The sequence below is a fragment of the Pseudomonas sp. yb_2 genome (assembly GCF_043103905.1).
GTDB classification, from domain to species: domain Bacteria; phylum Pseudomonadota; class Gammaproteobacteria; order Pseudomonadales; family Pseudomonadaceae; genus Aquipseudomonas; species Aquipseudomonas alloputida.
The window spans coordinates 104,248-130,760 of sequence record NZ_JBICKH010000052.1 but is presented as its reverse complement, the minus strand read 5'-3'; the positions used below and the strand labels follow the sequence as shown (position 1 = coordinate 130,760).

The following is a 26,513-nucleotide window of genomic DNA, read 5'->3' as shown; positions in this document are numbered from 1 at the left end:
CCCTAGCTATCTCAAGCCTTGCTGATCAGGTTGCCCGCATGCAACCCGCATTCCTTCTGCGTCGACTCTTCCCACCACCAGCGCCCTTCACGCTCATGCTGGTTTGGCAGCACCGGGCGGGTGCATGGCTCGCAGCCAATGCTGATGAAGCCACGCTCGTGCAGGCTGTTGTACGGCAGCTCGAGCATGCGGATATAACCCCATACCTCTTCACTGCTCATCTGCGCCAGTGGGTTGAACTTGTACAGCGTGCGCTCAGGCGTGGAAAAGGCGCTGTCGATTTCCAGTGCCGCCACCTGGCTGCGGGTGCCCGGGCTTTGGTCGCGGCGCTGGCCGGTGGCCCAGGCGCTGACGGTGGCCAGCTTGCGTCGCAGCGGCTCGATCTTGCGAATGCCGCAGCACTCGCCATGGCCGTCCTTGTAGAAGCTGAACAGGCCCTTTTCCTTGACGAACGGGTCGAGCTTGGCGCGGTCGGGGCTGAGGATCTCGATGGGCAGGTTGTACTGTTCGCGTACCTGGTCGATGAACCGGTAGGTCTCCGGGTGCAGGCGCCCAGTGTCGAGGCTGAATACCTTTACCTGCTTGTTCAGCTTCCAGGCCATGTCGACCAGCACCACATCCTCGGCGCCGCTGAAGGAGATCCACAGGTCATCACCGAAGTGCTCGAAGGCAAGCTTGAGGATGTCCTGCGGGGACTTGTTGGCATAGGTCGCGGCCAGGGCGGCGACGTCGAAGGGTTGGCTCATCAGGCGGTTTCCATCTTGGCTGTGGCGCTGTGCGCTCGTAGTAGGGGGATGGTAACAAAAAAATCGTGGTCTAGATGGGCTCACAAGCCCTGCAGGGTCTGCATCAGCACCCGCACTTTGGCGATCGACTCTTCATACTCGGCCTGCCACTGCGAGTCGGCTACCACCGCGCCGCCGCCCCAGCAACTGACCTGGCCATCTTTGATCAGCAAGCTGCGAATGGCGATCGAACTGTCCATTTCGCCGCGCACATCCACATACAGCAGCGAGCCGCAGTACAGCGCGCGGCGCGCGGGCTCCAGTTCGTCGATGATCTGCATGGCGCGGATCTTCGGTGCGCCGGTGATCGAGCCGCCAGGGAAGCTGTCGCCGATCAGGTCCAGCGCATCCTTGTCGCTGGCCAGCTGGCCGGTGATGCTGCTGACCAGATGGTGCACGTTGGGGTAACTCTCCAGGCTGAACAGTTCCGGTACCTTCACTGAGCCAATCTCGCACGTGCGCCCCAGGTCGTTGCGCAGCAGGTCGACGATCATCAGGTTTTCCGAGCGGTCCTTCGGGCTGTGCAGCAGCTCCTGGGCATTACGCTGGTCTTGCGCCGGGTCACTGGCGCGTGGGCGGGTGCCCTTGATCGGCCGGGTTTCCACCTGGCCCTGGCTGACGCGGATGAAGCGCTCGGGCGAAAAGCTCAGCAGGGTACTGCCGTCGGCCAGTTGCTGGTAGCCGGAGAAGGGGGTCGGGCAGGCCTGGCGCAGGGCCTGGTAGGCCCGCCATGGATCGCCTTGGCAGGGTGCGCGAAAGCGTTGGGTGAGGTTGATCTGGTAGCAGTCACCGGCCTGGATGTAGCGTTGTACCTGGTCGAAAGCGGTTTTGTATTGCTCCGGCTCCAGGTCGCCGGCCATCGGCGCGAGCAGCCGGAAGTCGCCGGTGGTGGCGCTGGTGTCCTGGAACAGGCTGATCAGGCGTTCGCGCTCGTCGCCGGCCAGGCTAGGGTGGAACACCAGCTGGCTGGTGCCGAGCAAGTGATCGCTGACCAGTGCCCAGGCATACAGGCCCAGTTGTGCGTCTGGCAGGCCCAGGTCGTCCACGGCCAGGCTTGGCAGGTGTTCCAGGCGGCGGCCGAAGTCGTAGCTCAGGTAGCCGATCAGGCCCCCGGCGAAGGGCAACTCTACACCGTTGGGCAAGTCGGCGTGGCCCAGTTGTGCCAGGCCAGCGCGCAGGCGCTGGAGGAAGACGCGGCCATCTTCATCGGGCTGCGCCTGCAGTTGTTGCAGCGGCCAGGCGCTGAGCAGGTCGAAACGCCCGCGTTCGGCGCCGGGGCGAGCGCTGTCGAGCAGGATCGCACCGGGGGCCTGGCGCAGGTGGGCGAAATAGGCGGCAGGGTCGGGCTGGTAGGGCAGGGGGTGTAGCGTGCAGGTCGGCATCAGTATGGACGGCGATGTAAAAGCGAGGAGGGCGATTGTAGACCTGTGCAGGAAAAGCGCCTAGCGCTGGGTACGACATTCAACATTGTGTTTGGCCAATACGCAGCACAAGGCAGTTCCTGCAGGTCGAGCGAAGCGCTTGAATCAACTGCAGTGCTTGCAAGAGCAACCTTGTGCTGCGAATGGGCTGCAAGGCAGCCCCTGTATTTCAGCGGTTGGGCACATGCCCGAACAGACCCTGTGCTACCCGTACCCGCTGCTCGGCGTCTTCGGTCACACCCTCCTTGGCCAGTGCTTCGATGTGCGCCTCGATGGCATGGGTGCGCTGAGTCAGGCCGCAGTCGTTGGCAATCTGGATGTTCAGCCCCGGGCGGGCGTTGAGCTCCAGAATCAGCGGGCCCTTGTCCTGGTCAAGCACCATGTCCACGCCGATATAGCCCAGGCCGCACAGTTCATAGCAGCCAGCGGCCAGCTTCATGAAACCGTCCCAGTTCGGCAGTTGTACGCCGTCCACCGCGTTGGTGGTGTCCGGGTGCTTGCTGATGATGTTGTTCAGCCAGGTGCCGCGCAGGGTCACGCCGGTGGCCAGGTCGACACCCACACCGATGGCGCCCTGGTGCAGGTTGGCCTTGCCGCCGGACTGGCGAGTCGGCAGGCGCAGCATGGCCATCACCGGGTAGCCCATCAGCACGATGATGCGGATGTCCGGTACACCTTCGTAGCTGATGCTCTTGAATATCTGGTCCGGGGTCACGCGGTACTCGATCAGCGCGCGGTCGCGGTGCCCGCCGAGGGAGTACAGCCCAGTGAGGATGCTGGAAATCTGGTGCTCGATTTCCTCATGGCTGATGATCTTGCCCGACACTGTGCGGTAGCGATCCTCGAAGCGGTCGGCGATTACCAGGATGCCGTCACCGCCGGCGCCTTGCGCCGGCTTGATGACGAAATCGCTGCGACCGCCGATGATCTGGTCGAGCTTCTCGATCTCTTTTTCGGTCTCGATGATGCCGTACATTTCCGGCACATGGATGCCGGCCGCCAGTGCGCGCTCCTTGGTGATGATCTTGTCGTCGACGATCGGGTACAGGTTGCGCTTGTTGTACTTCAGCACATAGTCCGCGTTACGCCGGTTGATCCCCATGATGCCCCGGGCCTCCAGGGCTTTCCACGTCTTGATGAGGCCAAACATCAGGTGTCTGCCTTGTTCAGGAAGGCTTTGAAGCGCACGAGCTCGGTCAGGCGGTAGCCGCGATAACGGCCCATCGCCAGCATGAAGCCCACCAGGATCAGCAGCACCGCCGGGAAGGTGAACACGAAGTACACCAGCTCCGGCACCATCATCAGCAGGTGTGCCAGGGAGGCGGCGAACAGGGTGCCGATGGCCACTTTCATGGCATGGCCGCCACCACGCTCCTCCCAGGTGATCGACAGGCGTTCGATGGTCATGGTCAGGATCACCATCGGGAACAGCGCTACCGACAGCCCGCGTTCAAGGCCCAGCTTGTGGCTGAACAGGCTGATGGCGGCAATCAGCACCACGACGAAGGTCAATACCACCGACAGGCGTGGCAGCATCTGCAGCTTGAGGTGTTCCAGGTACGAGCGCAGCGACAGGCCCAGTGCTGTGATCACCGTGAACAGCATGATACCGAAGCCCAGCTGGGTTTCGCGGAACGCCAGGGCGATCAGCACCGGGGTGAATGTGCCCAGGGTCTGGATGCCGATCAGGTTGCGCAGCACCAGGATCACCAGCACGCCGATCGGGATCATGACCATGATCATGAAGGTTTGCTGGGTTTGCAGTGGCAGGCCGTACAGCGAGTATTCGAGGAAGTCGGCGTCGGTGTTCTCGTCGGTCAGCTTGGCCAGGCGGATGGCGTTCATCTCGCTGTTGTTCATGCTGAAGGTGACGGTGGCCTTCTTGCCGCCATCGACGGTGATCAGGTTGTCGTCACCGGTCCACCACAGCAGGCGGTCGCTCGGCAGGCCTTGCTCACCGGTGTCCGGGTTGAAGTACAGCCAGTCGTCGCCGTTGAAGCTGCGCAGCCACAGCTCCGGGGTTTGCGGGGTGTCGGCCAGCAGGCGGATGGTGTGCACCTTTTCCATCGGCACGTGGGCGATCGACAGCAGCAGGTCGATGACCTGGGCCTTCTTCATCGCCGAAGTGTCGCCAGCCAGCAGCAGCTTGACGTTGTCGTCGTTGAGGTTGTTGACCCGCTTGATGGTCTCGCTGACAAAGGTCTCGACGTCGGCCGAGTGCTGGCGTATAGGCGCCATCAGCGCTTCAGCGGCGATCTTCTCGGGGCCTTCGACGGCCAGGCTGTCACGGAAGGTCGGGCCTTTGATCTTGGTCTTCTCGTTGCTGTAGCGCTTGGTCAGTACCAGGCGGTAGTAGAGGGTCTGGTTGCCACTGGCGCGACGTGCCGACCAGGTAACCTTGCGGTTGCCGTCGGCACGGTTGATGCTGACCCCGTAGTTGTTGGAGATGAAGCTCTCGTTGAGGCTGACGTAGTCGCGGTTCAGCGGTGGCACGAACATCTGCACCTTGACCGGGTCCTTGCTGCTGGCCACGAACTCGACCTTGGCGTCGATGTTCCACAGGTCGTCGGTTTCATCCTCGGTCACCGGGATGCCGAGCACGAAGATCTGATAAGCCGTGACCGCCACGCCCAATAGCACCAGCACGGTGATCAGGACTTTCAGATGGAGGGTGAGAGAGCGCATCGGGATTACTCTGCTTTGGGAGCGTCGGTGGCACAGGCAGGTTTGCCGGCCGCATATTTAAGGCTTGGGTCAACCAGTGCGTCGAAGTGTTTGAGTGCCTCGGAACCGATCAGCAGCGGGAACTGGAACGCGCTGCGGTCGGTGAGGTTGACTTCGATGGTGCGCCTGGTCTGGCCCATGCAGATTTCGAGTTCGATGACCGGGCGGGCCGTGTAGGCCTTGCCCGATTCGGCATCATAGTCGCCGGCCCGGCGCTTGATCTTGCTGACGCGTGCCAGTGGGCGTTCGATCGGGTGCGAATGGGCCGCATCGATGGCGAGGTAGAAGCGTACCCAGCTTTCGCCATTGCGCTTGAACCTCTTGATGTCGCGGGCGCTGAGCGACGCGGTCTTGGCACCGGTGTCGAGCTTGGCGGCCACTTCCAGGTCCAGGTCGCCCAGATGTGCGTATTCGTTGAGACCATACACGGTCTTGCCCGCAGCCTGGCCAAGGGCCGGCAGCAGGGTGAGGCATAGCAGCAATAAAACGGGTGTAAGTCTCATATTCCTGGCGCGGTGCATTGCAAGGTTCTAGGCAAGGTTCAGGTCAAGGTGACTGGCAATTACTGCGCAAGCTTCCTCGTTTATCTGTCAACAGGCACGAATGCATGACAGACAGGCTATCCATACCCCATCGGAGGCGCGGCATTCTATCACGCCGACGTCTTGACGCCAGCGGTGCGCGATCTGACAGCGTTGAAGTGGTGATAGTTCGCGATTAGTCGATTGTCGACAATGTTCATTTTGTCTTTGACTTGCAGGTCTTGTTTCGCTAGTTTCTGACCAAGATTTTTAAAAGGTGTCGACAATATGCAGGACCTTTCCACCCCCGGCCCGGTGCTGACAGACGAAACGGAAACCCTCTCCGAAAACGTCTTCCGACGCATCCAGGCGGCCATTGTCAAGGGTGATATCGCCCCCGGCAGCAAGATTTCCGAGCCGGAGTTGGCGCGCACCTATGGCATCAGCCGCGGGCCGCTACGCGAGGCTATCCACCGCCTTGAAGGCCAGCGCCTGCTGGTGCGCGTGCCGCATGTGGGCGCGCGGGTGGTATCGCTCAACCACGCCGAGCTGATCGAGCTGTACGAAATCCGCGAGTCGCTGGAAGGCATGGCCTGCCGCCTGGCCGCCGAACGCATGAGCCAGGCCGACATCGACGAACTGCGCCGGGTGCTCGACACCCATGAGCGCGATGCCGCGTTCCAGGCCGGCCTGGGCTACTACCAGCAGGAAGGCGACTACGACTTCCATTACCGGATTATTCAGGGTAGCGGCAACCAGACCCTGGTCAAGATGCTCTGCGGCGAGCTGTACCAGCTGGTGCGCATGTACCGTATCCAGTTCTCTGCCACGCCTAACCGGCCACGCCAGGCCTTTGCCGAACACCATCGCATTCTTGATGCCATCGCCGACCGTGACGGCGAACTGGCCGAACTCCTGATGCGCCGCCACATCGGCGCGTCCAAGCGCAATATCGAGCGTCACTACCTGGACGCCCACAACAACAGCACACGAGGTGAGAAATGACAGTCAAGAGCACCCCCGGTCAGCGTTTCCGTGACGCCGTTGCCGCTGAGCATCCGCTGCAGGTGGTTGGCGCCATCAACGCCAACCATGCCCTGCTGGCCAAGCGCGCCGGCTTCAAGGCCATCTACCTGTCAGGTGGCGGCGTGGCTGCCGGCTCCCTGGGCCTGCCAGACCTGGGCATCACTGGCCTGGACGACGTGCTCACCGACGTGCGTCGCATCACCGACGTGTGCGACCTGCCGCTGCTGGTGGATGTCGACACCGGCTTCGGCGCTTCGGCTTTCAACGTTGCCCGTACCGTGCGCTCGATGAGCAAGTTCGGCGCTGCCGCCATCCATATCGAGGACCAGGTTGGCGCCAAGCGTTGTGGCCACCGCCCCAACAAGGAAATTGTCAGCCAGCAGGAAATGGTCGACCGTATCAAAGCTGCCGTCGACGCCCGCAGCGATGACAGCTTCGTGATCATGGCGCGTACCGATGCGCTGGCCGTCGAAGGCCTGAACGCCGCCCTGGACCGTGCCGAGGCGTGTGTCGAAGCGGGCGCCGACATGATCTTCCCGGAAGCCATCACCGAACTGCAGATGTACAAGACTTTCGCTGATCGGGTGAAGGCACCGATCCTGGCCAACATCACCGAGTTCGGTGCCACGCCGCTGTACACAACCGAAGAGCTGGCCTCGGTCGACGTGTCGTTGGTGCTGTACCCGCTGTCGGCGTTCCGCGCCATGAACAAAGCAGCCGAGAACGTGTATACCGCGCTGCGCCGTGACGGCACGCAAAAGAATGTGATCGACACCATGCAGACCCGCATGGAGCTTTACGATGCCATTGGTTATCACGCCTTCGAGCAGAGCCTCGATGCACTGTTTGCCCAGAAGAAGGGCTAAGCGCTAGCGTCCGAATTAGCCAGAAAGCATCCATAACAAATTCAAGAAAGGAGAAACACCATGGCCGAAGCAAAAGTACTCAGTGGCGCAGGCCTGCGTGGCCAGGTGGCCGGCCAGACTGCACTGTCGACTGTGGGCCAGGCCGGTGCCGGGCTGACCTACCGTGGTTATGATGTGCGTGACCTGGCCGCCGGTGCCGAGTTCGAAGAAGTCGCCTACCTGCTGCTGTACGGCGAGCTGCCAACCCAGGCCGAACTGGCCGACTACAAGCGCAAGCTCAAGGGCCTGCGTGACCTGCCGCAAGCCTTGAAGGAAGTGCTTGAGCGCATCCCGCGCGATGCCCACCCGATGGACGTCATGCGCACCGGATGCTCGGTACTGGGCACCCTCGAACCAGAACTGACCTTCGAAGCCCAGCGCGACAAGACCGACCGCCTGCTGGCGCTGTTCCCGGCCGTGATGTGCTACTGGTACCGCTTCACCCACCATGGCGTACGCATCGACTGCACCACTGATGAAGACACCTTGGGTGGCCACTTCCTGCACCTGCTGCACGGCAAGAAGCCGAGCGAGCTGCACGTCAAGGTCATGAACGTGTCGCTGATTCTCTACGCTGAACACGAATTCAACGCCTCGACCTTCACTGCCCGCGTCTGCGCCTCGACCCTGTCTGACTTGTACTCCTGCGTTACCGCAGCCATCGGCTCGCTGCGTGGCCCGCTGCACGGCGGTGCCAACGAGGCTGCGATGGAACTGATCGAACGCTTCCAGAGCCCGCAGGAAGCCACCGCCGAACTCCTGCGCATGCTCGAGCGCAAAGACAAGATCATGGGCTTTGGCCATGCCATCTACAAAGAGTCCGACCCGCGCAACGAGGTGATCAAGGGCTGGTCGAAGCAGCTGGCTGACGAAGTGGGTGACAAGGTGCTGTACCCGGTGTCCGAAGCCATCGACAAGACCATGTGGGAGCAGAAGCGCCTGTTCCCCAACGCCGACTTCTACCATGCCTCGGCGTACCACTTCATGGGCATTCCGACCAAGCTGTTCACCCCGATCTTCGTCTGCTCGCGGCTGACCGGCTGGGCGGCGCACGTCTTCGAGCAGCGCGCCAACAACCGCATCATCCGCCCGAGCGCCGAGTATGTCGGCGTCGAACAGCGCCAGTTCGTGCCGATCGAGCAGCGCTGAATAGCTATAGAGAGGCAACCCGTTTCCCTTGAGGGAGCGGGCGTGCCCGCGAATGCACCCGGCCTTGCAACCACTGTGCACCTGCTGACGCATTCGCGGGCACGCCCGCTCCCACAGGTACGGTGAAACCTTCCGAATCCTGTGACCGAGCCTGATTCCATGATGAACACTGCATACCGCAAGCACCTGCCAGGCACCGACCTGGACTACTTCGATGCCCGCGCGGCGGTCGAGGCGATCAAGCCCGGCGCCTACGACGGCTTGCCTTACACGTCCCGCGTGCTCGCCGAGAACCTGGTGCGCCGCTGCGACCCTGCTACGCTCGACGCCTCGCTGAGCCAGCTGATCGAACGCAAGCGCGACCTCGACTTCCCGTGGTTCCCGGCCCGCGTGGTGTGCCATGACATCCTTGGCCAGACTGCGCTGGTCGACCTTGCCGGCCTGCGTGACGCCATTGCCGACAAAGGCGGCGACCCGGCCCAGGTCAACCCGGTGGTGCCGGTGCAACTGATCGTCGACCACTCGCTGGCCGTCGAGTGCGGTGGTTTCGACCCGCAGGCCTTCGAAAAGAACCGCGCCATCGAAGATCGCCGCAACGAAGACCGCTTCCACTTCATCAACTGGACCAAGAAGGCGTTCAAGAACGTCGACGTGATCCAGCCGGGCAACGGCATCATGCACCAGATCAACCTGGAGAAGATGTCACCGGTGGTCCACAGCGACCGCGGTGTCGCCTACCCGGACACCTGCGTCGGCACCGACAGCCACACGCCGCATGTCGATGCACTGGGTGTGATCGCCATCGGCGTAGGCGGCCTGGAAGCCGAAAACGTGATGCTCGGCCGCGCCTCCTGGATGCGTCTGCCGGAAATCGTCGGCGTCGAGCTGACTGGCAAGCTGGCCCCGAACATCACTGCCACCGACCTGGTACTGGCCTTGACCGAATTCCTGCGCAAGCAGAAAGTGGTCGGCGCTTACCTGGAGTTCCATGGCGAGGGTGCCCGCGCCCTGACCTTGGGCGACCGCGCCACCATTTCCAACATGGCCCCGGAATACGGCGCCACGGCGGCGATGTTCGCCATCGACCAGCAGACCATCGACTACCTGCGCCTGACCGGCCGTGAAGAGCAGCAGGTCAAGCTTGTGGAAACCTACGCCAAGGCCACCGGCCTGTGGGCTGACAGCCTGGGCGGCGCGGTCTACGAGCGTACCCTGAGCTTCGACCTGTCGAGCGTGGTACGCAACATGGCCGGCCCGTCCAACCCGCATGCCCGCGTCGCCACCAGCGACCTGGCGGCCAAAGGCATCGCCGGCAGCTGGGAAGAGGTGCCGGGGCAGATGCCGGACGGTGCGGTGATCATCGCTGCCATCACCAGTTGCACCAACACCAGCAACCCGCGCAACGTGATTGCCGCAGGCCTGATTGCGCGCAATGCCAACAAGCTGGGCCTGACCCGCAAGCCGTGGGTCAAGTCGTCGCTGGCTCCCGGCTCCAAGGCCGTGCAGCTGTACCTGGAGGAAGCAGGGCTGGAGAAGGAGTTGGAGCAACTTGGCTTTGGCATCGTCGCCTTTGCCTGCACCACCTGCAACGGTATGTCCGGCGCCCTGGACCCGGTGATCCAGCAAGAAATCATCGACCGCGACCTGTACGCCACTGCCGTGTTGTCGGGTAACCGCAACTTCGACGGGCGTATCCACCCGTACGCCAAGCAGGCCTTCCTGGCCTCGCCACCGCTGGTGGTGGCGTATGCCATTGCCGGTACCATTCGTTTCGACATCGAGAAGGATGTGCTGGGCGTGGTCGATGGCAAGGAAATCCGCCTCAAGGACATCTGGCCCAGCGACGAAGAAATCGATGCGGTGGTGCGTGCAGCGGTCAAGCCGGAGCAGTTCCGCAAGGTCTACATCCCGATGTTCGCCATCGAGGAAGACCGCGGGCCGAAAGTTGCGCCGCTGTATGATTGGCGCCCGATGAGCACCTACATCCGCCGCCCTCCCTACTGGGAAGGTGCCCTGGCCGGCGAGCGCACCCTGCGCGGCATGCGTCCCCTGGCGGTGCTGCCGGACAACATCACCACCGACCACCTGTCGCCGTCCAACGCCATCATGCTCGACAGCGCTGCGGGTGAGTACCTGGCGAAAATGGGCCTGCCGGAAGAAGACTTCAACTCCTACGCCACTCACCGGGGTGACCACCTGACGGCCCAGCGCGCCACCTTCGCCAACCCCAAGCTGTTCAACGAAATGGTGCGCAACGACGATGGCAGCGTGAAACAGGGCTCGCTGGCGCGTATCGAGCCGGAAGGCAAGGTTACCCGCATGTGGGAGGCGATCGAGACCTACATGCAGCGCAAGCAGCCGCTGATCATTGTCGCCGGTGCCGACTACGGTCAGGGTTCGTCCCGTGACTGGGCGGCCAAGGGCGTGCGTCTGGCCGGTGTCGAGGCGATCGTGGCCGAAGGCTTCGAGCGTATTCACCGCACCAACCTGGTAGGCATGGGCGTGCTGCCGCTGGAGTTCAAGCCGGGCACCGACCGCAAGACCCTGGGCCTGGATGGCAGCGAAACCTATGACGTGCTGGGTGCGCGTACGCCACGGGCGACCCTGACCCTGGTGGTTACCCGTGCCAATGGCGAGTGCCTGGAAGTACCGGTGACCTGCCGTCTGGACACCGCCGAGGAAGTGTCGATCTACGAAGCGGGCGGGGTGCTGCAGCGCTTTGCCCAGGACTTCCTCGAAGCGACCGCCTGAGCATGAATCGGGGGCCGCAAAGCGGCCCCAGGGTATTTCACCGGACTATCAGGATGCCCAAGAAAATGGCACATGTACCCCAGATCAAAATCCCCGCCACCTACATCCGCGGCGGCACCAGCAAAGGCGTGTTCTTCCGCCTGCAAGACCTGCCCGAGCAGGCGCAAATTCCAGGTCCCGCCCGCGATGCGCTGCTGCTGCGGGTAATCGGCAGCCCCGACCCTTACGGCAAGCAGATCGACGGCATGGGCGGCGCCACGTCGAGCACCAGCAAGACCGTGATCCTGTCGCAAAGCATCAAGCCCGAGCACGATGTCGACTACCTGTTCGGCCAGGTCAGCATCGACAAGGCCTTCGTCGACTGGAGCGGCAACTGCGGCAACCTGTCCGCTGCGGTCGGTTCGTTTGCCATCAGCAGTGGCCTGGTCGACCCGGCGCGTATTCCGCGCAACGGTATCGCCACCGTGCGTATCTGGCAGGCAAATATCGGCAAGACCATCATCGCCCACGTCCCGATCACTGAAGGTGAAGTGCAGGAAACCGGCGACTTCGAGCTGGACGGGGTCACCTTCCCGGCGGCCGAGGTGCAGCTGGAGTTTCTTGACCCTGCAGCCGATGAAGACGGCGGTGGCGGTGCCATGTTCCCCACCGGCAATCTGGTCGATGACCTGGAAGTGCCGGGGGTCGGTACGTTCAAGGCGACCTTGATCAATGCCGGTATCCCGACCATTTTTGTCAATGCTGCCGATATCGGCTACACCGGTACCGAACTGCAGGACGCCATCAACGGCGATCCGCAGGCGCTGCTGCGCTTCGAGACCATTCGCGCCTATGGCGCCGTGCGCATGGGGCTTATCGACAACGTCGACCAGGCTGCCGGGCGTCAGCACACGCCGAAAGTGGCGTTCGTCGCGCCGCCGAGCACCTACACTGCCTCCAGTGGCAAGGCGGTGCCGGCCGGTGAGATCGACCTGCTGGTGCGGGCCTTGTCGATGGGCAAGCTGCACCATGCCATGATGGGTACGGCTGCGGTGGCAATTGGCACTGCGGCGGCCATTCCGGGCACGCTGGTCAACCTCGCCGCTGGCGGAGGCGAGCGCAGCGCTGTGCGTTTCGGTCATCCTTCGGGCACCCTGCGGGTCGGGGCCGAAGCACGCCAGGTGAATGGTGAGTGGACGGTAACCAAGGCAATCATGAGCCGTAGTGCTCGCGTGCTGATGGAGGGCTGGGTTCGCGTGCCTGGCGATAGCTTCTAAAGCACCACTGGCGCTCGGCTTCAAGAGGGGCCGCTTTGCGGCCCTTCGCGGGCTTGCCCGCTCCCACAGGTAATCACAGGGTTTGAATGCTGTGATATCCCTGTGGGAGCGGGCAAGCCCGCGAAGGGCTGCACAGCAGCCCCGGCAATTCTGAAGGGAGCTGGATATGAGCGCCAACGTAGACCTCAACGATCGCCCGGATTACGACCGGGTGCTACAAACCCTGGCCGATTACGCCCTCGGCTACCGGGTCGATTCCCGCGAGGCCCTGGACACCGCGCGCAACTGCCTGATGGACACCCTCGGTTGCGGCCTTCTCGCCTTGCGCTTCCCTGAGTGCACCAAGCTCCTTGGCCCCCAGGTGGAAGGCACGCTGGTCCCCAATGGTGCTCGCGTCCCCGGCACCTCCTATCGCCTCGACCCGGTCAAGGCTGCCTGGGACATTGGCTGCACGGTGCGCTGGCTGGACTACAACGACACCTGGCTGGCCGCCGAATGGGCTCATCCCTCGGACAACCTTGGCGGCATCCTGGCAGTGGCTGACCACCTGTCACAGAAACGGGTTGCCGCGGGTGAAAAGCCACTGCTGATGCGTGATGTGCTCGAGGCCATGGTCATGGGGCATGAGATTCAGGGCGTGCTGGCGCTGGAAAACGCCTTCAACCGTGTCGGCCTCGATCACGTGATTCTGGTGAAGGTCGCGTCGACCGCCGTGTGCGCCAGGCTGATGGGGGCCAATCGTGAGCAGATGCTCTCGGCCTTGTCCCACGCCTTCGTCGACGGCCAGGCCCTTCGTACCTATCGCCATGCGCCCAACGCCGGTTCGCGCAAGTCCTGGGCTGCGGGTGACGCCTCCAGCCGAGGTGTGCGCCTGGCCGACATCGCCTTGCGTGGGGAAATGGGCGTGCCGGGCGTGCTCACGGCGTCGCAGTGGGGGTTCTACGATGTTTCGTTCAGCCATACCAACAAAGACCTGGCGCTCAAGCCCGCTGGGCAGTACGAGCTGCGCCTGCCCCAGGCGTTGGGCAGCTATGTGATGGAGAACGTGCTGTTCAAGGTCAGTTTCCCTGCCGAGTTCCACGCCCAGACCGCCTGTGAGGCAGCAGTAACCCTGCATCCACTTGTGCGTAACCGTCTGCATGAAGTCGACCGCATCGTCATCACCACCCAGGAATCAGCGATCCGCATCATCTCCAAGAGCGGCCCACTGGCCAATGCCGCCGACCGTGACCACTGTCTGCAGTACATGGTGGCCGTGCCGCTGATCTTTGGTCATCTGGTGGCGGAGCATTATGAGGACGCCTTCCATGCCAACCACCCCAGTATCGACCGCCTGCGCGAGAAGATGGAGGTGGTGGAAGACCCGCGCTTCAGTCGCGAGTACCTGGAGCCGGACAAGCGTTCGATCGCCAACGCGCTGCAGGTGTTCTTCAAGGATGGCAGCAGCACCGAGCAAGTGGTGGTGGAGTACCCGATCGGGCATCGTCGGCGGCGCGGGGAGGGGATACCGTTGCTGGAGGCCAAGTTCAGGGCCAACCTGGCGACCCGCTTTGCCCGGCAGCGGTGTCAGCAGGTTTTCGAACTGTGCAAGGACCAGCAGAAGCTGGAAGGCACGGCTGTGCACAGGTTCGTGGACTTGTTTGTGATATGAAGCGGCCGGCACAGGCCCAAACAACAAAGCCCCGGCATCGCTGCCGGGGCTTTGTTTACAACCTGTAACTCAGCTTACGCCTGAACCACCGGGATCTTGGCGTTGGCTGCCGCTTCGCGGAACTCGGCGATCTGGTCGAAGCTCAGGTAGCGGTAAACGTCGGCAGCCATGCTGTCGATGTCTTTCGCGTACTGCATGTACTCTTCGACGGTCGGCAGTTTGCCGATGATCGAAGCGACAGCGGCCAGCTCGGCCGATGCCAGGTACACGTTGGTCGCGTCGCCCAGACGGTTCGGGAAGTTACGGGTCGAGGTGGAGACCACGGTCGAACCGGTCTGCACGCGTGCCTGGTTGCCCATGCACAGCGAGCAGCCTGGCATTTCCATACGTGCACCGGCCTTGCCGTAGATGCCGTAGTAGCCTTCTTCGGTCAGCTGGTGAGCGTCCATCTTGGTTGGCGGAGCCAGCCACAGACGGGTCGGAATGCCACCCTTGACCTTCTCCAGCAGCTTGCCGGCAGCGCGGAAGTGACCGATGTTGGTCATGCACGAACCGATGAACACTTCGTCGATCTTCTCGCCTTGTACCGAGGACAGCAGGCGGGCATCGTCCGGGTCGTTCGGCGCGCAGAGCACAGGCTCTTTGACGTCGGCCAGGTCGATTTCGATGATTTCGGCGTATTCGGCATCGGCGTCGGCCGACAGCAGCTCAGGCTTGGCCAGCCAGGCTTCCATGGCCTGGGCACGGCGCTCCAGGGTGCGGGCATCGCCGTAGCCTTCGCCGATCATCCAGCGCAGCAGGGTGATGTTGGACTGCAGGTACTCGGCGATGGCCTTCTCCGGCAGCTTGATGGTGCAACCGGCAGCGGAACGCTCGGCCGAGGCGTCGGACAGCTCGAAGGCTTGCTCGACGGTCAGTTCGTCCAGGCCTTCGATTTCCAGGATGCGGCCGGAGAAGGCGTTTTTCTTGCCTTTCTTCTCGACGGTCAGCAGGCCCTTCTGGATGGCGTAGTAAGGGATGGCATGCACCAGGTCACGCAGGGTGATGCCTGGCTGCAGTTTGCCCTTGAAGCGCACCAGGATCGATTCTGGCATGTCCAGTGGCATGACGCCGGTGGCGGCAGCGAAGGCCACCAGGCCGGAACCGGCTGGGAACGAGATGCCGATCGGGAAGCGGGTGTGCGAGTCGCCACCGGTACCTACGGTGTCAGGCATCAGCATGCGGTTCAGCCAGCTGTGGATGATGCCGTCGCCTGGGCGCAGCGACACGCCGCCACGGGTGCGGATGAAGTCTGGCAGGGTGTGGTGGGTGGTGACGTCGATCGGCTTCGGATAGGCCGCGGTGTGGCAGAACGACTGCATGACCAGGTCAGCAGAGAAGCCCAGGCATGCCAGGTCTTTCAGCTCGTCGCGCGTCATCGGGCCCGTGGTGTCCTGGGAGCCGACGGTGGTCATTTTTGGCTCGCAGTAGGCGCCTGGGCGCACGCCCTGGCCTTCTGGCAGGCCACAGGCACGGCCGACCATTTTCTGCGCCAGGGTGAAGCCCTTGCCGGAATCGGCAGGCTGCTCTGGTTTCTTGAACAGGTCGGAAGCACCCAGGCCCAGCTCGGCACGGGCTTTTTCGGTCAGGCCGCGGCCGACGATCAGCGGGATACGGCCGCCAGCGCGGACTTCGTCCAGCAGCACTTCGGTTTTCAGCTCGAAGGTGGTGACCAGCTCGTCGCTGTCGTGACGGCGTACTTCACCTTTGTATGGGTAAACGTCGATGACGTCGCCCATGCCCAGGTTGGTGCAGTCGAATTCGATCGGCAGGGCGCCGGCGTCTTCCATGGTGTTGTAGAAGATCGGGGCGATCTTGGTGCCGAAGCAGAAGCCACCGGCGCGCTTGTTCGGCACGTAAGGAATGTCGTCGCCGAAGAACCACAGTACCGAGTTGGTAGCGGATTTACGCGAGGAACCGGTACCGACCACGTCGCCGACATAGGCAACCGGGAAGCCCTTGGCCTTGACGGCTTCGATCTGGGCCAGCGGGCCGACCGAACCAGGCTGCTGCGGTTCGATGCCGTCGCGGGCCATTTTCAGCATGGCCAGGGCGTGCAGCGGAATGTCAGGGCGCGACCAGGCGTCCGGGGCAGGCGACAGGTCGTCGGTGTTGGTTTCGCCAGGCACCTTGAACACGGTCAGGGTGTACTTGTCGGCGATGGCCGGACGCGAGGTGAACCACTCGCCGGCAGCCCAGGATTCCAGGACGGCCTTGGCGTGCGTGTTGCCGGCCTTGGCTTTTTCGGCCACGTCGTGGAAGGCATCGAACATCAGCAGGGTGTGCTTGAGCTGTTCGGCCGCGACGGCGCCCAGTTCGGCGTCATCCAGCAGTGCGACCAGCGTTTCGATGTTGTAGCCGCCCTGCATGGTGCCCAGCAGTTCGGTGGCGTGCTTGCGGTCGATCAGTGGCGACTTGGCTTCGCCCTTGGCGACGGCGGAGAGGAAAGCGGCCTTGACGTAGGCAGCTTCGTCGACCCCTGGCGGTACGCGGTTGGTGATCAGGTCTACGAGGAAGGCTTCTTCGCCGGCCGGCGGGTTTTTCAGCAGCTCGACCAGGCCTGCAGTTTGTTCGGCGTTCAGCGGCTGGGGAACGATACCCAGGGCGGCGCGCTCTTCGATGTGTTTGCGGTAGGCTTCAAGCACAGTTATTTCCCTCATCAGTGGTCCCTAAAGGGGGTCCGGGACGCTTATCCAGCATTCAATGCACCCATGCGCTGCCGCGGCTTTGTGGGCCGCCCAACCAGGGTCGCAAGGAATCCTTACAGAAGCTGCTTTCAAAGTTTTACGCCTGCAGAACGGGGACTGATGAGGGCTGGCGCGGGCATGCGAGGGATGCATGGCCCGGGCCAACGCCGTTCTACCGGATCAACTGTGCTCGTGACGCTTTGAAAACAGCTTCCAACGGACATTGTTGCCTTTGAAAAGGCCGGGTGATTCTACGGTAAAAAAAGCCTGAAGGTAAGGCGGTGTTCATGACTTTAACGAGTGACCCTGGTTAGACAAAGGGCTAACATGGGCCTGTGTTCCATCGCCAAGCTGTTGTTTTTCATGTCCAACAAGTCCATCAAAACCCCTTGCGTCGGCCTGTGCTCCACGGTGTACGGAGACACGGTGTGCCGTGGCTGCAAGCGTTTTCACCACGAAGTGATCAACTGGAACGGCTACGACGACACGCAGAAGCGCGCCGTGTGGTTGCGCCTTGAGCAACTGCTGGTGCAGGTGATGATGGCCAAGCTTGAGGTGTTCGACAAAGGCCTGCTGCGCCAGCAACTGGAGCAGCGCTCCATCCGCTTTGTCGAGCAGCAGTCGGCGTATTGCTGGGCTTACCAGCTGATTGCCCGCGGGGCGCGGATGATCCGTGACCTGGAGGCCTATGGCATGGTGTTGCTGCCGGAGTTCCGTGACTGGGAACTGCCCCAATTGCGCGATGCGATCGATCGCGAGTTCTTCCTGCTTTCAGAGGCGCACTACCAGCGCTATATCGCCCCCAGCTTCCTGCGCGATGCCATGGGCAGCGCGCAGGGCCAGTGAGCCGGGCGAATCAGTCGCCGGTGTATTCGCAACCGCTGGTGCAGGTTTCGTGGATGCGAACCTTGGACAGCTCCGGCATCAGCGGCTTGACCTGGTCCCAGATCCACTTGGCGATCACTTCGCTGGTGGGGTTTTCCAGCCCGGGGATGTCGTTCAGGTAGTTGTGGTCCAGCTGATCATAGATCGGCTTGAAGATCGCCTTGACCTCGGCGAAGTCGCGGATCCAGCCCGTGTGCGGGTCGAGCGGGCCGGTCAGGTGCAGGCCGACCTTGAACGAGTGGCCATGCAAACGGCCGCATTTGTGCCCTTCAGGGACGTGGGGCAGGCGGTGGGCCGATTCGAATGTGAATTCCTTGAAAATTTCCACGCTGTCATAACTCTGTGTGAATCAATAATGCGCGCAGTCTACCAGCATGGCCGCTACAAGGCTTGCAGGCGTTCATGCAGCCGCCCGGTGGCGGTCAGTTCCAGAAGTTCATCCCCCAGGCGCTGGCTTTCGGCAATGGCTTTGTACCAATAGCGCTTGCGCCCTGGCGCATCGCCCATGAAGCGCTTGAAGTCGTTGCGGTCGGGCAGTTTGCCGTAGGGCAGGGCGGCCAGGTATTGCGGCGAAGGCGTCATCAGCAGCACGTTTTGCAGGCGGGTGGCATCGCCCTTGCGCCAGGGCAGGGCCTTGTCGAACCAGCCGGGTACGACCTTGTCGGTGAAGTGCGGGTACAGCACCAGGTCGTCGCCGCGATAGGGCAGGTCGAGGTGATAGTCGAGCAGGCCGCCGTCGCGGTAGGTGCCGGCACCGGCACCGGGGATGTCTTTCACGCCCTGCATGACCATCGGTATCGACCCGGAAGCGAGCAGGGCGTGGCGCAGGTTGGTCAAGTCCAGCGGCAGGTAGCGTGAGGGGAAGTCGGTCAGCGTGTCGAGCGGAGGCGCGGCGCGCCCATCGTGCAGAATGATGCGCTCGAAGTGACGGGCCAGGCGCGAACGGCCCAAAAGGTTACTGGCAACCACCGAGCCCAGCCCCAGCCCCAGGCGGCCGCGATGGTCGTGAGCGAGCTGGCCATGGCTTTTCACCACCAGGATGTTCAGGCGGTAGTGCGGGTTGGCCAGCAGCTGGCCGTCGCGGCCCTCCAGCAGGTCATCGAGCATGCGTTGGCAGCTGCGGCTGATTTCGGCCGGGGTGACGCCCTTGGCGAAATCCTGCTCGGTGTATAGCTCGCCCAGGCGACGGATGCCGGCGACCGGGTCGTCGAGGCAGGCGCTGGCGAAGCGCCAGGCACCGATCGATGCGCCGATCAGGGCACGCTGACGGGGTGCCGAGGGTAGCCACTCGCCGAACAGCGCCAGGTCCAGGCCCTGGATGCCCAGCGGCTTCGGCCCACCCGCCGCGCCCGGCAATACCCCGACATCGGCCGCCTGCAGGCCACGCTCGCGGATGTGTCGCAAGGCACGCTGGCCGGCCTTGAAGGTGAGGGCGGGGTATTTGATGTGGATGGCGCTCATGGCGGGTCTCTTGGGCATAGGAGCAGCCTTGTGCTGCGAGGGGCCATTACAGATAACACACCTGTAGGTGGCTGTATTGGCCCTTTCGCAGCACAAGGCCGCACCTTGCACTGGGCCGAGTCGGGTTGGCGGCGTAACTGCGCTATCATGCCGCCAGCTGTTTTCAGGTTGAATTAAGGACCGCTGGTTAATCTTAACCCCGTAGACAACTTGCACAGTTCTCAGGAGAGAAGAACGATGAAAACCATGACTGCCCTGATCACCGCCGCTGCCCTCGCCCTGGGTGCCAATGCCGCCTTCGCCAAGGACGTTCAGCCTGACGAAGTGGTCAAACTGGTCAACGCCAAGACCATCAAGTCGCTGGACGAGCTCAAGGCCGCTGCCGTGGCCAAGCACCCAGGCGCCACCGTCACTGACTCGGAACTTGAAGACGAGTACGGCCGCTACATCTACAAGGTCGAGCTGCGTGATACGCAGAACGTCGAATGGGACGTCGACATGGATGCCAAGACCGGTGAGGTGCTCAAGGACGAACGAGACAGCTGATGATCCATGTATCCCGGACGGCACGTTACCTGGCGCTCTCGCTGCTTGCCGTCTGCTCCCTGGCTGTTGCTCGCGACCTGGACCAGGATGAAGCCCTGAAGCTCCGTCAGAAGGGCATCATCCTGCCGCTCGAACAGCTGCTCGAGACCGCCCTGGGGCGTCACCCCGGGGCGCGTCTGCTGGAAGCCGAGCTGGAAGAAGACGATGATCGCTACGAATATGAAGTCGAGTTGCTGACGACTGAAGGTGTGGTGCGCGAGATCAAGCTCGATGCCAGCACCGGCGCCCTGCTCAAAGACGAGGAAGATGACTGAATGCGCCTGTTGCTTGTCGAGGACAACGTACCGTTGGCCGATGAACTGACCGCCGGCCTGCAGCGCCAGGGTTATGCCGTGGACTGGCTGGCTGATGGCCGTGACGCGGTTTACCAGGGGCAAAGCGAGCCTTACGACCTGATCATCCTGGACCTCGGCCTGCCTGGCTTGCCCGGCCTGGATGTGCTGGCCCAGTGGCGTGCCGCCGGCCTGGCCACACCGGTATTGATTCTCACGGCCCGCGGCTCCTGGGCCGAGCGCATCGAAGGGCTGAAGGCCGGGGCTGACGATTACCTGAGCAAGCCGTTCCATCCCGAAGAGCTGCAACTGCGCATCCAGGCGTTGCTGCGCCGCGCCCGGGGCCTGGCCAATCAGCCGAAGCTGGAAGCGGCCGGCCTGCACCTTGACGAAAGCCGTCAGTGCGTGAGCCGCGACGGGGTGGATGTGCAACTGACCGCCGCCGAGTTCCGCCTGCTGCGCTACTTCATGCTGCACCCGCAGCAGATCCTGTCCAAAAGCCACCTGGCCGAGCACCTCTACGACGGTGAAACCGAGCGCGACTCGAACGTGCTGGAGGTCCACGTCAACCATTTGCGCCGCAAGCTGGGCCGCAGTGTGATCGAAACCCGTCGCGGGCAAGGCTACATCTATGCCGGGAGCGGCGAGTGAAGTCGATCCAGGCGCGCCTGAGCCTGGGCCTGGTGGCGGTACTGGTGGTGGTCGGCGTGGTGCTGGCGCAACTGACCTTGTGGCTGTTCGAGGCCGGCCTGCAACGTTATCTGGAAAACGGCCTGCGCAACGAAAGCGAGAACCTTCTGGTGGCATTGGTGCGCGGGCCCTCCGGCCTGCAGTTGGATGAGCGGCGCATCTCGGCTGCCTATCAGCGGCCGTTTTCCGGTTACTACTTCCGCATCGATTTCGACCAGGGTACCTGGAGGTCTCGTTCGCTGTGGGACCTGGACATGCCCAAGCCCGCAGCGCCCGGGCTTTCCGATAGCCATGAACTCGGCCCGGAAGGCCAGCAACTGCTGGCCCTGCGTGCCGACTACCGGCGCCTGGGCCAGGACATCTCGATCAGTGTGGCTCAGGACTATTCACCGGTGCGCGAAGGTTTCCGACGCTTGCAGCAGATCGGCCTGGGCATGGGCCTGGTGGCGCTGATCCTGATTCTGGTGTTGCAGCGCATCACGGTTACCCGCTCGCTGCGGCCGCTGGAGCGGGCGCGCCAGCAGATCGCCCAGCTGCAGCAGGGGCAGCGCTCGCAGCTGGATGCCGAGGTGCCCAGCGAGTTGGTACCGCTGGTGGGGCAGATCAACCACTTGCTTAGCCATACCGAAGACAGCCTGCGCCGCTCACGCAATGCCCTCGGTAACCTCGGCCATGCGCTGAAGACGCCGCTGGCGGTGTTGCTGAGCCTGGCTTCCAGTGACCGCCTGCAGGGTCTGCCGGAGGTGCGCGCGCAAATGCGTGAGCAGTTGCAGCAGATTCAGGAGCGCCTGGCGCGCGAGCTGAACCGTGCACGTTTGGCAGGGGATGCGCTGCCGGGTGCGCAGTTCGATTGTGATGCCGAACTGCCGGGGTTGCTCGGCACCTTGGGCATGATTCATGGCGAGGGCCTGCTGCTGGCAAGTGATGTGTCGCCCGGGCTGTTGTTGCCATGGGACCGCGAGGACGTGCTGGAACTGTTGGGTAATCTGCTGGACAACGCCTGCAAGTGGGCTGACAGCGAGGTGCGCGTGGGTATCGCGTCGAACGCCGAGGGCTACCGGCTGTGGGTCGATGACGATGGCCCGGGTATTGCGCAAGACCAGCGGCAGCAGGTGCTGGAGCGAGGTTCACGGCTGGACGAGCAGGTGGCTGGGCATGGGCTGGGGTTGGGCATCGTGCGCGATATCGTCGACGCATGGGGCGGGCGACTGGCCTTGCTGGAGAGCCCGCTGGGCGGGTTGCGGGTGAGCATCGACCTGCCGCGCAAGGCTCGTTGATGCCGGGGCCGCTGTGCGGCCCATCGCGACACAAGGCCGCTCCCACAGGTACGCAATACCCTTTGGCCCTATCAGTACTGCAAAAAAATTGCAGTACAGCCGCAGTTTTTTGAATTAGCCCAAATTTCCCCCTCCCGGCAAAATCCCCCCACGAAACCCTGCGGTTTCCATCTCTCCACGGACGGAGCCCCTTGTGGTATTGCATGCGCAATACGAGGCCCAGGCCAACTCGGCTGGGCTTTCTTTTTAAACAGAAAAACCAAAGATCCCGATTGCCCAAATGTCTGCCTCGCGTTCCGAAAGTCGTCTGCAGCGGCTGTTGCCGGCCTCCCTCAACATCCCCCCGAAAGAATGGTTGCGTGCCGGTATCGGTGCGCTGCTTGGCCTGTTCCTCGCGGGCTGGCTGACCAGCCTGGCCTATGGTCCCAGCATCGCCCTGCACTTGCTCGGCCCGCTGGCTGCTTCGGCGGTACTGGTGTTTGCGGTGCATTCCGGCCCCTTGGCCCAACCTTGGCCGGTGTTGGGCAGCTACGCCCTGGCGGGTGCAGTGGGGCTGGCCATGCGCGAAGGCTTCGGCCCCGAGCTGTGGGTGGCTGCTGCGGCGCTCGGCATCTCGATCCTGGTCATGTGCCTGTTGCGCTGCCTGCACCCGCCGGGTGGCGGTGTGGCAGTGAGTGCGGTGCTGGCCGACCCGGGGTTGACCGCCCTGGGCGATCACCTGCTGGAGCCGGTGCTGCTCAATGCGTTGATACTGGTGACAGTGGCAATCGCCTACAACCGTTTGACGGGGGTGCGCTACCCGAAAGGCGCGCTGCCACGCAAAGACCTGCACCACACCCATGACCCACTGCCCGGCGAGCGGGTCGGCATCCGCAGTGAAGACCTGGACCTGGCCCTGGAAGAGCTGGGCGAGTTCGTCGACGTCAGCCGTGACGAGCTGGAGCGCATCATCCTCGCCACTGAGCAGCACGCCCTGCAGCGCAGCCTTGGTGGTATCACCGCGGCCTCGGTGATGTCCCGCGATGTGCAGTTCGCCACGCCTGATACCACACTGGAGCAGGCCTGGAAAATGCTCGCCAGCCATCACCTGAAAACCCTGCCTGTCCTGCAGCACGGCAAGCTTGTGGGCATCGTCAGCCTCAGCGACCTGGTTGGCCCGGCGATGCAGCGTGGGCGTTTCAGCTGGCGCGGTCTGTTCGGCCGCCAGGCGGTGCGCATGGCACAAGTGATGAGCAGGCGGGTTGTCAGTGTCAGCAGCCAGCACCCGTTGGAACGCCTGCTGCCCTTGTTGTGCGAACAAGGCCTGCACTGCTTGCCGGTGCTTGATGGCGACAAGCTGGTGGGGGTGATCACCCAGACCGACCTGATCGCCGGCCTCAAGCGTCAGTTGCTCAGCAAGATCGAGGCTTCAGATAACCGGGTCCCAGCGTTGTGACCAGTCGCTGGCGCCGGCAGCTACCAGCCGGCGCAGGATCGCGAAGGCCTGTTGCAGGGCTTCGCTGTCGCGTTTGCGTGGGTACACCAGGAAGGTCGGGTAGGTGAACTCCGGTGCCTGCGGTACCCGCTCGAACACGCCGCTGTCCAGATAGGCCTGCACCACCCGCGTGCGGAAGTAGCCACTGCCACCTTGGTCGAGTATGAACTGCAGGGCCAACGGACCAAGGTTGAAGCTTAGCGCCGGGCGCGCGCAGTCGGGCAGGGCCGCATCATGCTGGCGGCGGAAGGCCTCGCCCCAGTCGATGTAGATGTACGGCTCGGGCCGCTCGACCCGGCGCACGCGAATCAGCTTCTCTTCCATCAACTGCTCCACCTGCAGGCCTGGACCGTAGGTCGGCTGGTAGACCAGCGCGGCGTCCAGCAAGCCCATCTCGACCTTGCGCAGCAGCGATTCTCCGTCGCTGACCTCGCTGCGGATGGCATGGCTGGGCAGTTCACGGTGCAGGGCACTTACCCAGTCGAGCATCATCGGGTTGCCCAGGCTCACCTCACCGCCCACATGCAGCACCTGCTGGCAACCTTCAGGCAACGGCAGGTCGCGGCGCGCGGCTTCCCAGGTTTGCACCAACTGGTTGGCATAACTGACGAACGCTTCGCCATCGCTGGTCAGGCTGGCGCCGCTGCGGCTACGCACGAACAGCTGGCAACCCAGTTGCTGTTCCAGGCGCTGCACGCGCGCGGTGATCGCGGTTTGTGACACGAACAGGCGCTCGGCCGCGGCGACCAGGCTGCCGCAACGCACAATTTCCAGGAAGGTACGGGCCTGCTCGATGTCCATGGGCTGCTCGGTGGTTGAAGGGGAGGCCTATTCTAGAGGCTTTGCACCGTTATGGGGCGTAATTGCGTTGTCTGCAAATTTGCAGGTCGGTTGTGACTTTAGTCCCATGGCGGCGTGGGTATAGCGGTCCATACTCAAGTTTCGCCCTTCAATAACAACAAGTACCGGGTTTCTAACGACATGAGCTACCAGCACAGCTACGCCCATTCCATTTCCGACCCTGCCGCTTTCTGGTCGGAACAGGCCGCACACCTGGCCTGGCACCGCAAGCCTGCCCTGACCCTGCAAGATAACGCCGACGGTACCCACCGCTGGTTCGCGGATGGCCGCCTGAACAGCTGTTACCTGGCCCTCGACCACCAGATCGAGCAGGGCCGCGGCGAGCAGTTGGCGCTGATCTACGATTCGCCAGTGACCGGCGTGCAGCAGACCTACACCTACAACCAATTGCGCGACGAGGTGGCACGCCTGGCCGGTTTGCTGCGCCAGCTGGGGGTGAACAAGGGCGATGGCGTGATCATCTACATGCCCATGGTGCCGCAAGCGGCCATGGCGATGCTGGCCTGCGCGCGGATCGGCGCGGTGCATTCGGTCGTGTTCGGTGGCTTTGCCGCCAACGAGTTGGCCCTGCGCATCGATGACGCCCGGCCCACCTTGTTGCTGACGGCATCGTGCGGGCTGGAGTTCGACCGGGTCATTGCATACAAACCGCTGGTTGACCGTGCCCTGCAACTGGCCCGGCACCAGCCGCGCAATGTGCTGGTGCTGCAGCGGCCACAGGCGCACGCTGAGCTGCTGCCAGGCCGCGACCTGGACTGGCAGGCGGCCTTGGCCGACGCCGAGCCGGTGGCGCCCGTCGAGCTGGATGCCGGCGACCCGCTGTACATCATGTATACCTCAGGCACCACCGGTAAGCCCAAGGGTATCGTCCGGGAAAACGGCGGCAATGCCGTGGCGCTGTGTTACGCCATGCGCCATATCTATGGCATGCAGGCCGGTGATGTGTGGTGGGGCATTTCCGACGTCGGTTGGGTGGTCGGCCACTCACTGATCGTCTACGGGCCGTTGATGAGCGGCTGTACCACGGTGTTCTACGAAGGCAAGCCTATCCGCACCCCGGATGCTTCGGCCTATTGGCGGGTGGTGGAGCAGTACCGGGTCAACGCGCTGTTCTGTGCACCTACGGCCATGCGCGCCATCCGCAAGGAGGACCCGGAGGGCGACCTGATTCGCAAACATGACCTCAGCTCGCTGCGGCAACTGTTCCTGGCGGGGGAAAAGCTGGATTCCAGCACCCATGAATGGCTGGAACGGGTGAGTGGCAAGCCGGTGCACGACCACTGGTGGCAGACCGAGACCGGCTGGCCGGTCACCGCGCCTTGCGTCGGGCTGGAGGGCAGTGCGGCGAAGCCAGGGTCGAGCAACCGGGCGGTGCCGGGTTACAACGTTCGCGTACTGGATGACAAAGGCCACTTGCTCGGGGCCAACCATCAGGGTTCGATCGTGATTGCCCTGCCATTGCCACCCGGTTGCAGTCAGACGCTGTGGGGGGATCACGAGCGCTACCTGCAGGCCTACCTGCGCACGTATCCGGGGTACTACCACACGGGCGATGGCGGCTATCTGGACGATGATGGTTTCGTCTACATCATGGGGCGCACCGATGATGTGATCAACGTTTCCGGTCATCGTTTGTCCACCGGTGAAATGGAAGACCTGGTCGCCCGCCACCCGGCGGTAGCGGAGTGTGCTGTGATCGGTGTGCATGACGAGATCAAGGGCCAGGTACCGTTGGCGCTGGTGGTACTCAAGGATGGCGAGGGCATTGCCGAGGCGCAGTTGCTGGTGGAGCTGGTGGGCAGCGTGCGCGAGGAAATTGGCCCGCTGGCCTGTTTCAACCGGGTACGGCTGGTGAAGCGCCTGCCCAAGACCCGTTCCGGCAAGATTCTGCGGGCGGTGCTGCGCAAGATTGCCGATGGGCAGGATTATGTGCCGCCGTCGACCCTGGATGACCCGGCAGTGCTAGGGGAGATCGAAGCGGTGCTGGCAGATTTGCCCAGGGCGGGTTGATGGTTTGACCTCGATGGCCCTTTCGCGGGCGGCACGCGCATCGGTGGTTCGGCAGAGGCCGT

General features: G+C 63.2%; 22 protein-coding genes. 13 read left to right on the top strand and 9 right to left on the bottom strand.

The window, feature by feature from the left end:
- Nucleotides 1–11: 11 nt before the first annotated feature.
- From ACF8FB_RS12530 to ACF8FB_RS12510, 5 genes are all read right to left on the bottom strand, one after another.
- Entirely contained in the window at nt 12–746 is a 735-nt protein-coding gene (locus ACF8FB_RS12530) for a phosphoadenylyl-sulfate reductase (RefSeq protein ID WP_003250299.1), read from the bottom strand.
- An 80-nt stretch (nt 747–826) separates the two neighbouring features.
- A complete protein-coding gene (pabB, locus tag ACF8FB_RS12525; protein WP_010953294.1) occupies nt 827–2,167 on the bottom strand; it encodes an aminodeoxychorismate synthase component I in 1,341 nt (446 codons plus the stop codon).
- Nucleotides 2,168–2,375: 208 nt separating this feature from the next.
- A complete protein-coding gene (locus tag ACF8FB_RS12520) occupies nt 2,376–3,356 on the bottom strand; it encodes an alpha-L-glutamate ligase-like protein (protein ID WP_010953295.1) in 981 nt (326 codons plus the stop codon).
- Entirely contained in the window at nt 3,356–4,891 is a 1,536-nt protein-coding gene (locus ACF8FB_RS12515; protein ID WP_180689594.1) for an inactive transglutaminase family protein, read from the bottom strand. Before ACF8FB_RS12515 ends, ACF8FB_RS12520 begins: the two co-directional genes overlap by 1 nt.
- 5 nt (nt 4,892–4,896) lie before the next feature.
- Nucleotides 4,897–5,433: an ATP-dependent zinc protease gene (locus ACF8FB_RS12510; protein ID WP_010953297.1), complete on the bottom strand. Its 537-nt coding sequence runs from the start codon at nt 5,431–5,433 to the stop codon at nt 4,897–4,899.
- A gap of 306 nt (nt 5,434–5,739) precedes the next feature.
- On the opposite strand from ACF8FB_RS12510, the gene ACF8FB_RS12505 reads away from it, so the two are divergent.
- From ACF8FB_RS12505 to prpD, 6 genes are all read left to right on the top strand, one after another.
- Nucleotides 5,740–6,456 carry a GntR family transcriptional regulator gene (locus ACF8FB_RS12505; protein WP_003250308.1) on the top strand — a complete coding sequence of 239 codons (717 nt, stop codon included), beginning with the start codon at nt 5,740–5,742 and terminating at the stop codon, nt 6,454–6,456.
- Nucleotides 6,453–7,343 (top strand): methylisocitrate lyase, encoded by an 891-nt coding sequence (gene prpB / locus ACF8FB_RS12500; RefSeq protein ID WP_012053054.1) that lies wholly within the window; start codon nt 6,453–6,455, stop codon nt 7,341–7,343. The genes ACF8FB_RS12505 and prpB overlap by 4 nt, the downstream gene beginning before the upstream one ends.
- Nucleotides 7,344–7,403: 60 nt before the next feature.
- Nucleotides 7,404–8,531, top strand: a complete 1,128-nt coding sequence (gene prpC / locus ACF8FB_RS12495; RefSeq protein ID WP_003250313.1) for a 2-methylcitrate synthase — start codon at nt 7,404–7,406, stop codon at nt 8,529–8,531.
- 162 nt (nt 8,532–8,693) lie between these two features.
- A complete protein-coding gene (gene acnD / locus ACF8FB_RS12490; RefSeq protein WP_010953299.1) occupies nt 8,694–11,282 on the top strand; it encodes a Fe/S-dependent 2-methylisocitrate dehydratase AcnD in 2,589 nt (862 codons plus the stop codon).
- Nucleotides 11,283–11,347: 65 nt separating this feature from the next.
- Nucleotides 11,348–12,538: a 2-methylaconitate cis-trans isomerase PrpF gene (prpF, locus tag ACF8FB_RS12485; protein ID WP_104962135.1), complete on the top strand. Its 1,191-nt coding sequence runs from the start codon at nt 11,348–11,350 to the stop codon at nt 12,536–12,538.
- A 166-nt stretch (nt 12,539–12,704) separates the two neighbouring features.
- The gene (gene prpD / locus ACF8FB_RS12480; protein WP_392511403.1) at nt 12,705–14,189 is read left to right on the top strand and encodes a 2-methylcitrate dehydratase; all 1,485 of its coding nucleotides are present in this window, start codon (nt 12,705–12,707) and stop codon (nt 14,187–14,189) included.
- Nucleotides 14,190–14,263: 74 nt separating this feature from the next.
- On the opposite strand, the gene acnB is transcribed toward prpD, so the two are convergent.
- Nucleotides 14,264–16,873 carry a bifunctional aconitate hydratase 2/2-methylisocitrate dehydratase gene (gene acnB, locus ACF8FB_RS12475; RefSeq protein ID WP_012053050.1) on the bottom strand — a complete coding sequence of 870 codons (2,610 nt, stop codon included), beginning with the start codon at nt 16,871–16,873 and terminating at the stop codon, nt 14,264–14,266.
- A 405-nt stretch (nt 16,874–17,278) separates the two neighbouring features.
- Here acnB and ACF8FB_RS12470 point away from each other — a divergent pair, with 405 nt between their 5' ends.
- Nucleotides 17,279–17,761, top strand: a complete 483-nt coding sequence (locus ACF8FB_RS12470) for a DUF1289 domain-containing protein (RefSeq protein WP_162490568.1) — start codon at nt 17,279–17,281, stop codon at nt 17,759–17,761.
- A gap of 10 nt (nt 17,762–17,771) precedes the next feature.
- Here the strand turns inward: ACF8FB_RS12470 and queD are convergent, their stop codons facing one another.
- Nucleotides 17,772–18,128 (bottom strand): 6-carboxytetrahydropterin synthase QueD, encoded by a 357-nt coding sequence (gene queD / locus ACF8FB_RS12465; RefSeq protein ID WP_003250327.1) that lies wholly within the window; start codon nt 18,126–18,128, stop codon nt 17,772–17,774.
- 53 nt (nt 18,129–18,181) lie between these two features.
- Complete coding sequence (locus tag ACF8FB_RS12460; protein ID WP_004573881.1) at nt 18,182–19,261, bottom strand: patatin-like phospholipase family protein; 1,080 nt, start codon at nt 19,259–19,261, stop codon at nt 18,182–18,184.
- 237 nt (nt 19,262–19,498) lie between these two features.
- Between ACF8FB_RS12460 and ACF8FB_RS12455 the strand changes: the two genes are divergently transcribed.
- From ACF8FB_RS12455 to ACF8FB_RS12435, 5 genes are all read left to right on the top strand, one after another.
- Complete coding sequence (locus tag ACF8FB_RS12455; RefSeq protein ID WP_010953306.1) at nt 19,499–19,807, top strand: PepSY domain-containing protein; 309 nt, start codon at nt 19,499–19,501, stop codon at nt 19,805–19,807.
- Entirely contained in the window at nt 19,807–20,121 is a 315-nt protein-coding gene (locus tag ACF8FB_RS12450) for a PepSY domain-containing protein (RefSeq protein ID WP_003250344.1), read from the top strand. The genes ACF8FB_RS12455 and ACF8FB_RS12450 overlap by 1 nt, the downstream gene beginning before the upstream one ends.
- Nucleotides 20,122–20,790, top strand: a complete 669-nt coding sequence (locus ACF8FB_RS12445; RefSeq protein WP_010953307.1) for a response regulator transcription factor — start codon at nt 20,122–20,124, stop codon at nt 20,788–20,790. It begins immediately after the preceding gene.
- On the top strand, nt 20,787–22,106 hold the full coding sequence (locus tag ACF8FB_RS12440; protein ID WP_010953308.1) for a sensor histidine kinase: 1,320 nt from the start codon (nt 20,787–20,789) through the stop codon (nt 22,104–22,106). The genes ACF8FB_RS12445 and ACF8FB_RS12440 overlap by 4 nt, the downstream gene beginning before the upstream one ends.
- Nucleotides 22,107–22,386: 280 nt before the next feature.
- Nucleotides 22,387–23,541: an HPP family protein gene (locus tag ACF8FB_RS12435; RefSeq protein ID WP_010953309.1), complete on the top strand. Its 1,155-nt coding sequence runs from the start codon at nt 22,387–22,389 to the stop codon at nt 23,539–23,541.
- Here the strand turns inward: ACF8FB_RS12435 and ACF8FB_RS12430 are convergent.
- The gene (locus ACF8FB_RS12430) at nt 23,515–24,381 is read right to left on the bottom strand and encodes a LysR family transcriptional regulator (protein ID WP_010953310.1); all 867 of its coding nucleotides are present in this window, start codon (nt 24,379–24,381) and stop codon (nt 23,515–23,517) included. The two genes, ACF8FB_RS12435 and ACF8FB_RS12430, sit on opposite strands and share 27 nt — an antisense overlap.
- Before the next feature lie 180 nt (nt 24,382–24,561).
- Between ACF8FB_RS12430 and ACF8FB_RS12425 the strand changes: the two genes are divergently transcribed.
- Complete coding sequence (locus ACF8FB_RS12425) at nt 24,562–26,451, top strand: propionyl-CoA synthetase (RefSeq protein WP_392511402.1); 1,890 nt, start codon at nt 24,562–24,564, stop codon at nt 26,449–26,451.
- Nucleotides 26,452–26,513 lie beyond the last annotated feature (62 nt).

Bases quoted from the DNA above. Each gene is read 5' to 3' on its own strand.
- ACF8FB_RS12460 (WP_004573881.1), bottom strand. From the start codon at position 19,261: ATGAGCGCCATCCACATCAAATACCCCGCCCTCACCTTCAAGGCCGGC.
- acnD (WP_010953299.1), top strand. From the start codon at position 8,694: ATGAACACTGCATACCGCAAGCACCTGCCAGGCACCGACCTGGACTAC.
- prpF (WP_104962135.1), top strand. From the start codon at position 11,348: ATGGCACATGTACCCCAGATCAAAATCCCCGCCACCTACATCCGCGGC.
- prpD (WP_392511403.1), top strand. From the start codon at position 12,705: ATGAGCGCCAACGTAGACCTCAACGATCGCCCGGATTACGACCGGGTG.
- ACF8FB_RS12515 (WP_180689594.1), bottom strand. From the start codon at position 4,891: ATGCGCTCTCTCACCCTCCATCTGAAAGTCCTGATCACCGTGCTGGTG.
- ACF8FB_RS12520 (WP_010953295.1), bottom strand. From the start codon at position 3,356: ATGTTTGGCCTCATCAAGACGTGGAAAGCCCTGGAGGCCCGGGGCATC.
- prpC (WP_003250313.1), top strand. From the start codon at position 7,404: ATGGCCGAAGCAAAAGTACTCAGTGGCGCAGGCCTGCGTGGCCAGGTG.
- ACF8FB_RS12470 (WP_162490568.1), top strand. From the start codon at position 17,279: ATGTCCAACAAGTCCATCAAAACCCCTTGCGTCGGCCTGTGCTCCACG.
- ACF8FB_RS12430 (WP_010953310.1), bottom strand. From the start codon at position 24,381: ATGGACATCGAGCAGGCCCGTACCTTCCTGGAAATTGTGCGTTGCGGC.
- ACF8FB_RS12435 (WP_010953309.1), top strand. From the start codon at position 22,387: ATGTCTGCCTCGCGTTCCGAAAGTCGTCTGCAGCGGCTGTTGCCGGCC.
- prpB (WP_012053054.1), top strand. From the start codon at position 6,453: ATGACAGTCAAGAGCACCCCCGGTCAGCGTTTCCGTGACGCCGTTGCC.
- ACF8FB_RS12530 (WP_003250299.1), bottom strand. From the start codon at position 746: ATGAGCCAACCCTTCGACGTCGCCGCCCTGGCCGCGACCTATGCCAAC.
- ACF8FB_RS12445 (WP_010953307.1), top strand. From the start codon at position 20,122: ATGCGCCTGTTGCTTGTCGAGGACAACGTACCGTTGGCCGATGAACTG.
- ACF8FB_RS12505 (WP_003250308.1), top strand. From the start codon at position 5,740: ATGCAGGACCTTTCCACCCCCGGCCCGGTGCTGACAGACGAAACGGAA.
- pabB (WP_010953294.1), bottom strand. From the start codon at position 2,167: ATGCCGACCTGCACGCTACACCCCCTGCCCTACCAGCCCGACCCTGCC.
- ACF8FB_RS12510 (WP_010953297.1), bottom strand. From the start codon at position 5,433: ATGAGACTTACACCCGTTTTATTGCTGCTATGCCTCACCCTGCTGCCG.
- ACF8FB_RS12455 (WP_010953306.1), top strand. From the start codon at position 19,499: ATGAAAACCATGACTGCCCTGATCACCGCCGCTGCCCTCGCCCTGGGT.
- ACF8FB_RS12425 (WP_392511402.1), top strand. From the start codon at position 24,562: ATGAGCTACCAGCACAGCTACGCCCATTCCATTTCCGACCCTGCCGCT.
- ACF8FB_RS12450 (WP_003250344.1), top strand. From the start codon at position 19,807: ATGATCCATGTATCCCGGACGGCACGTTACCTGGCGCTCTCGCTGCTT.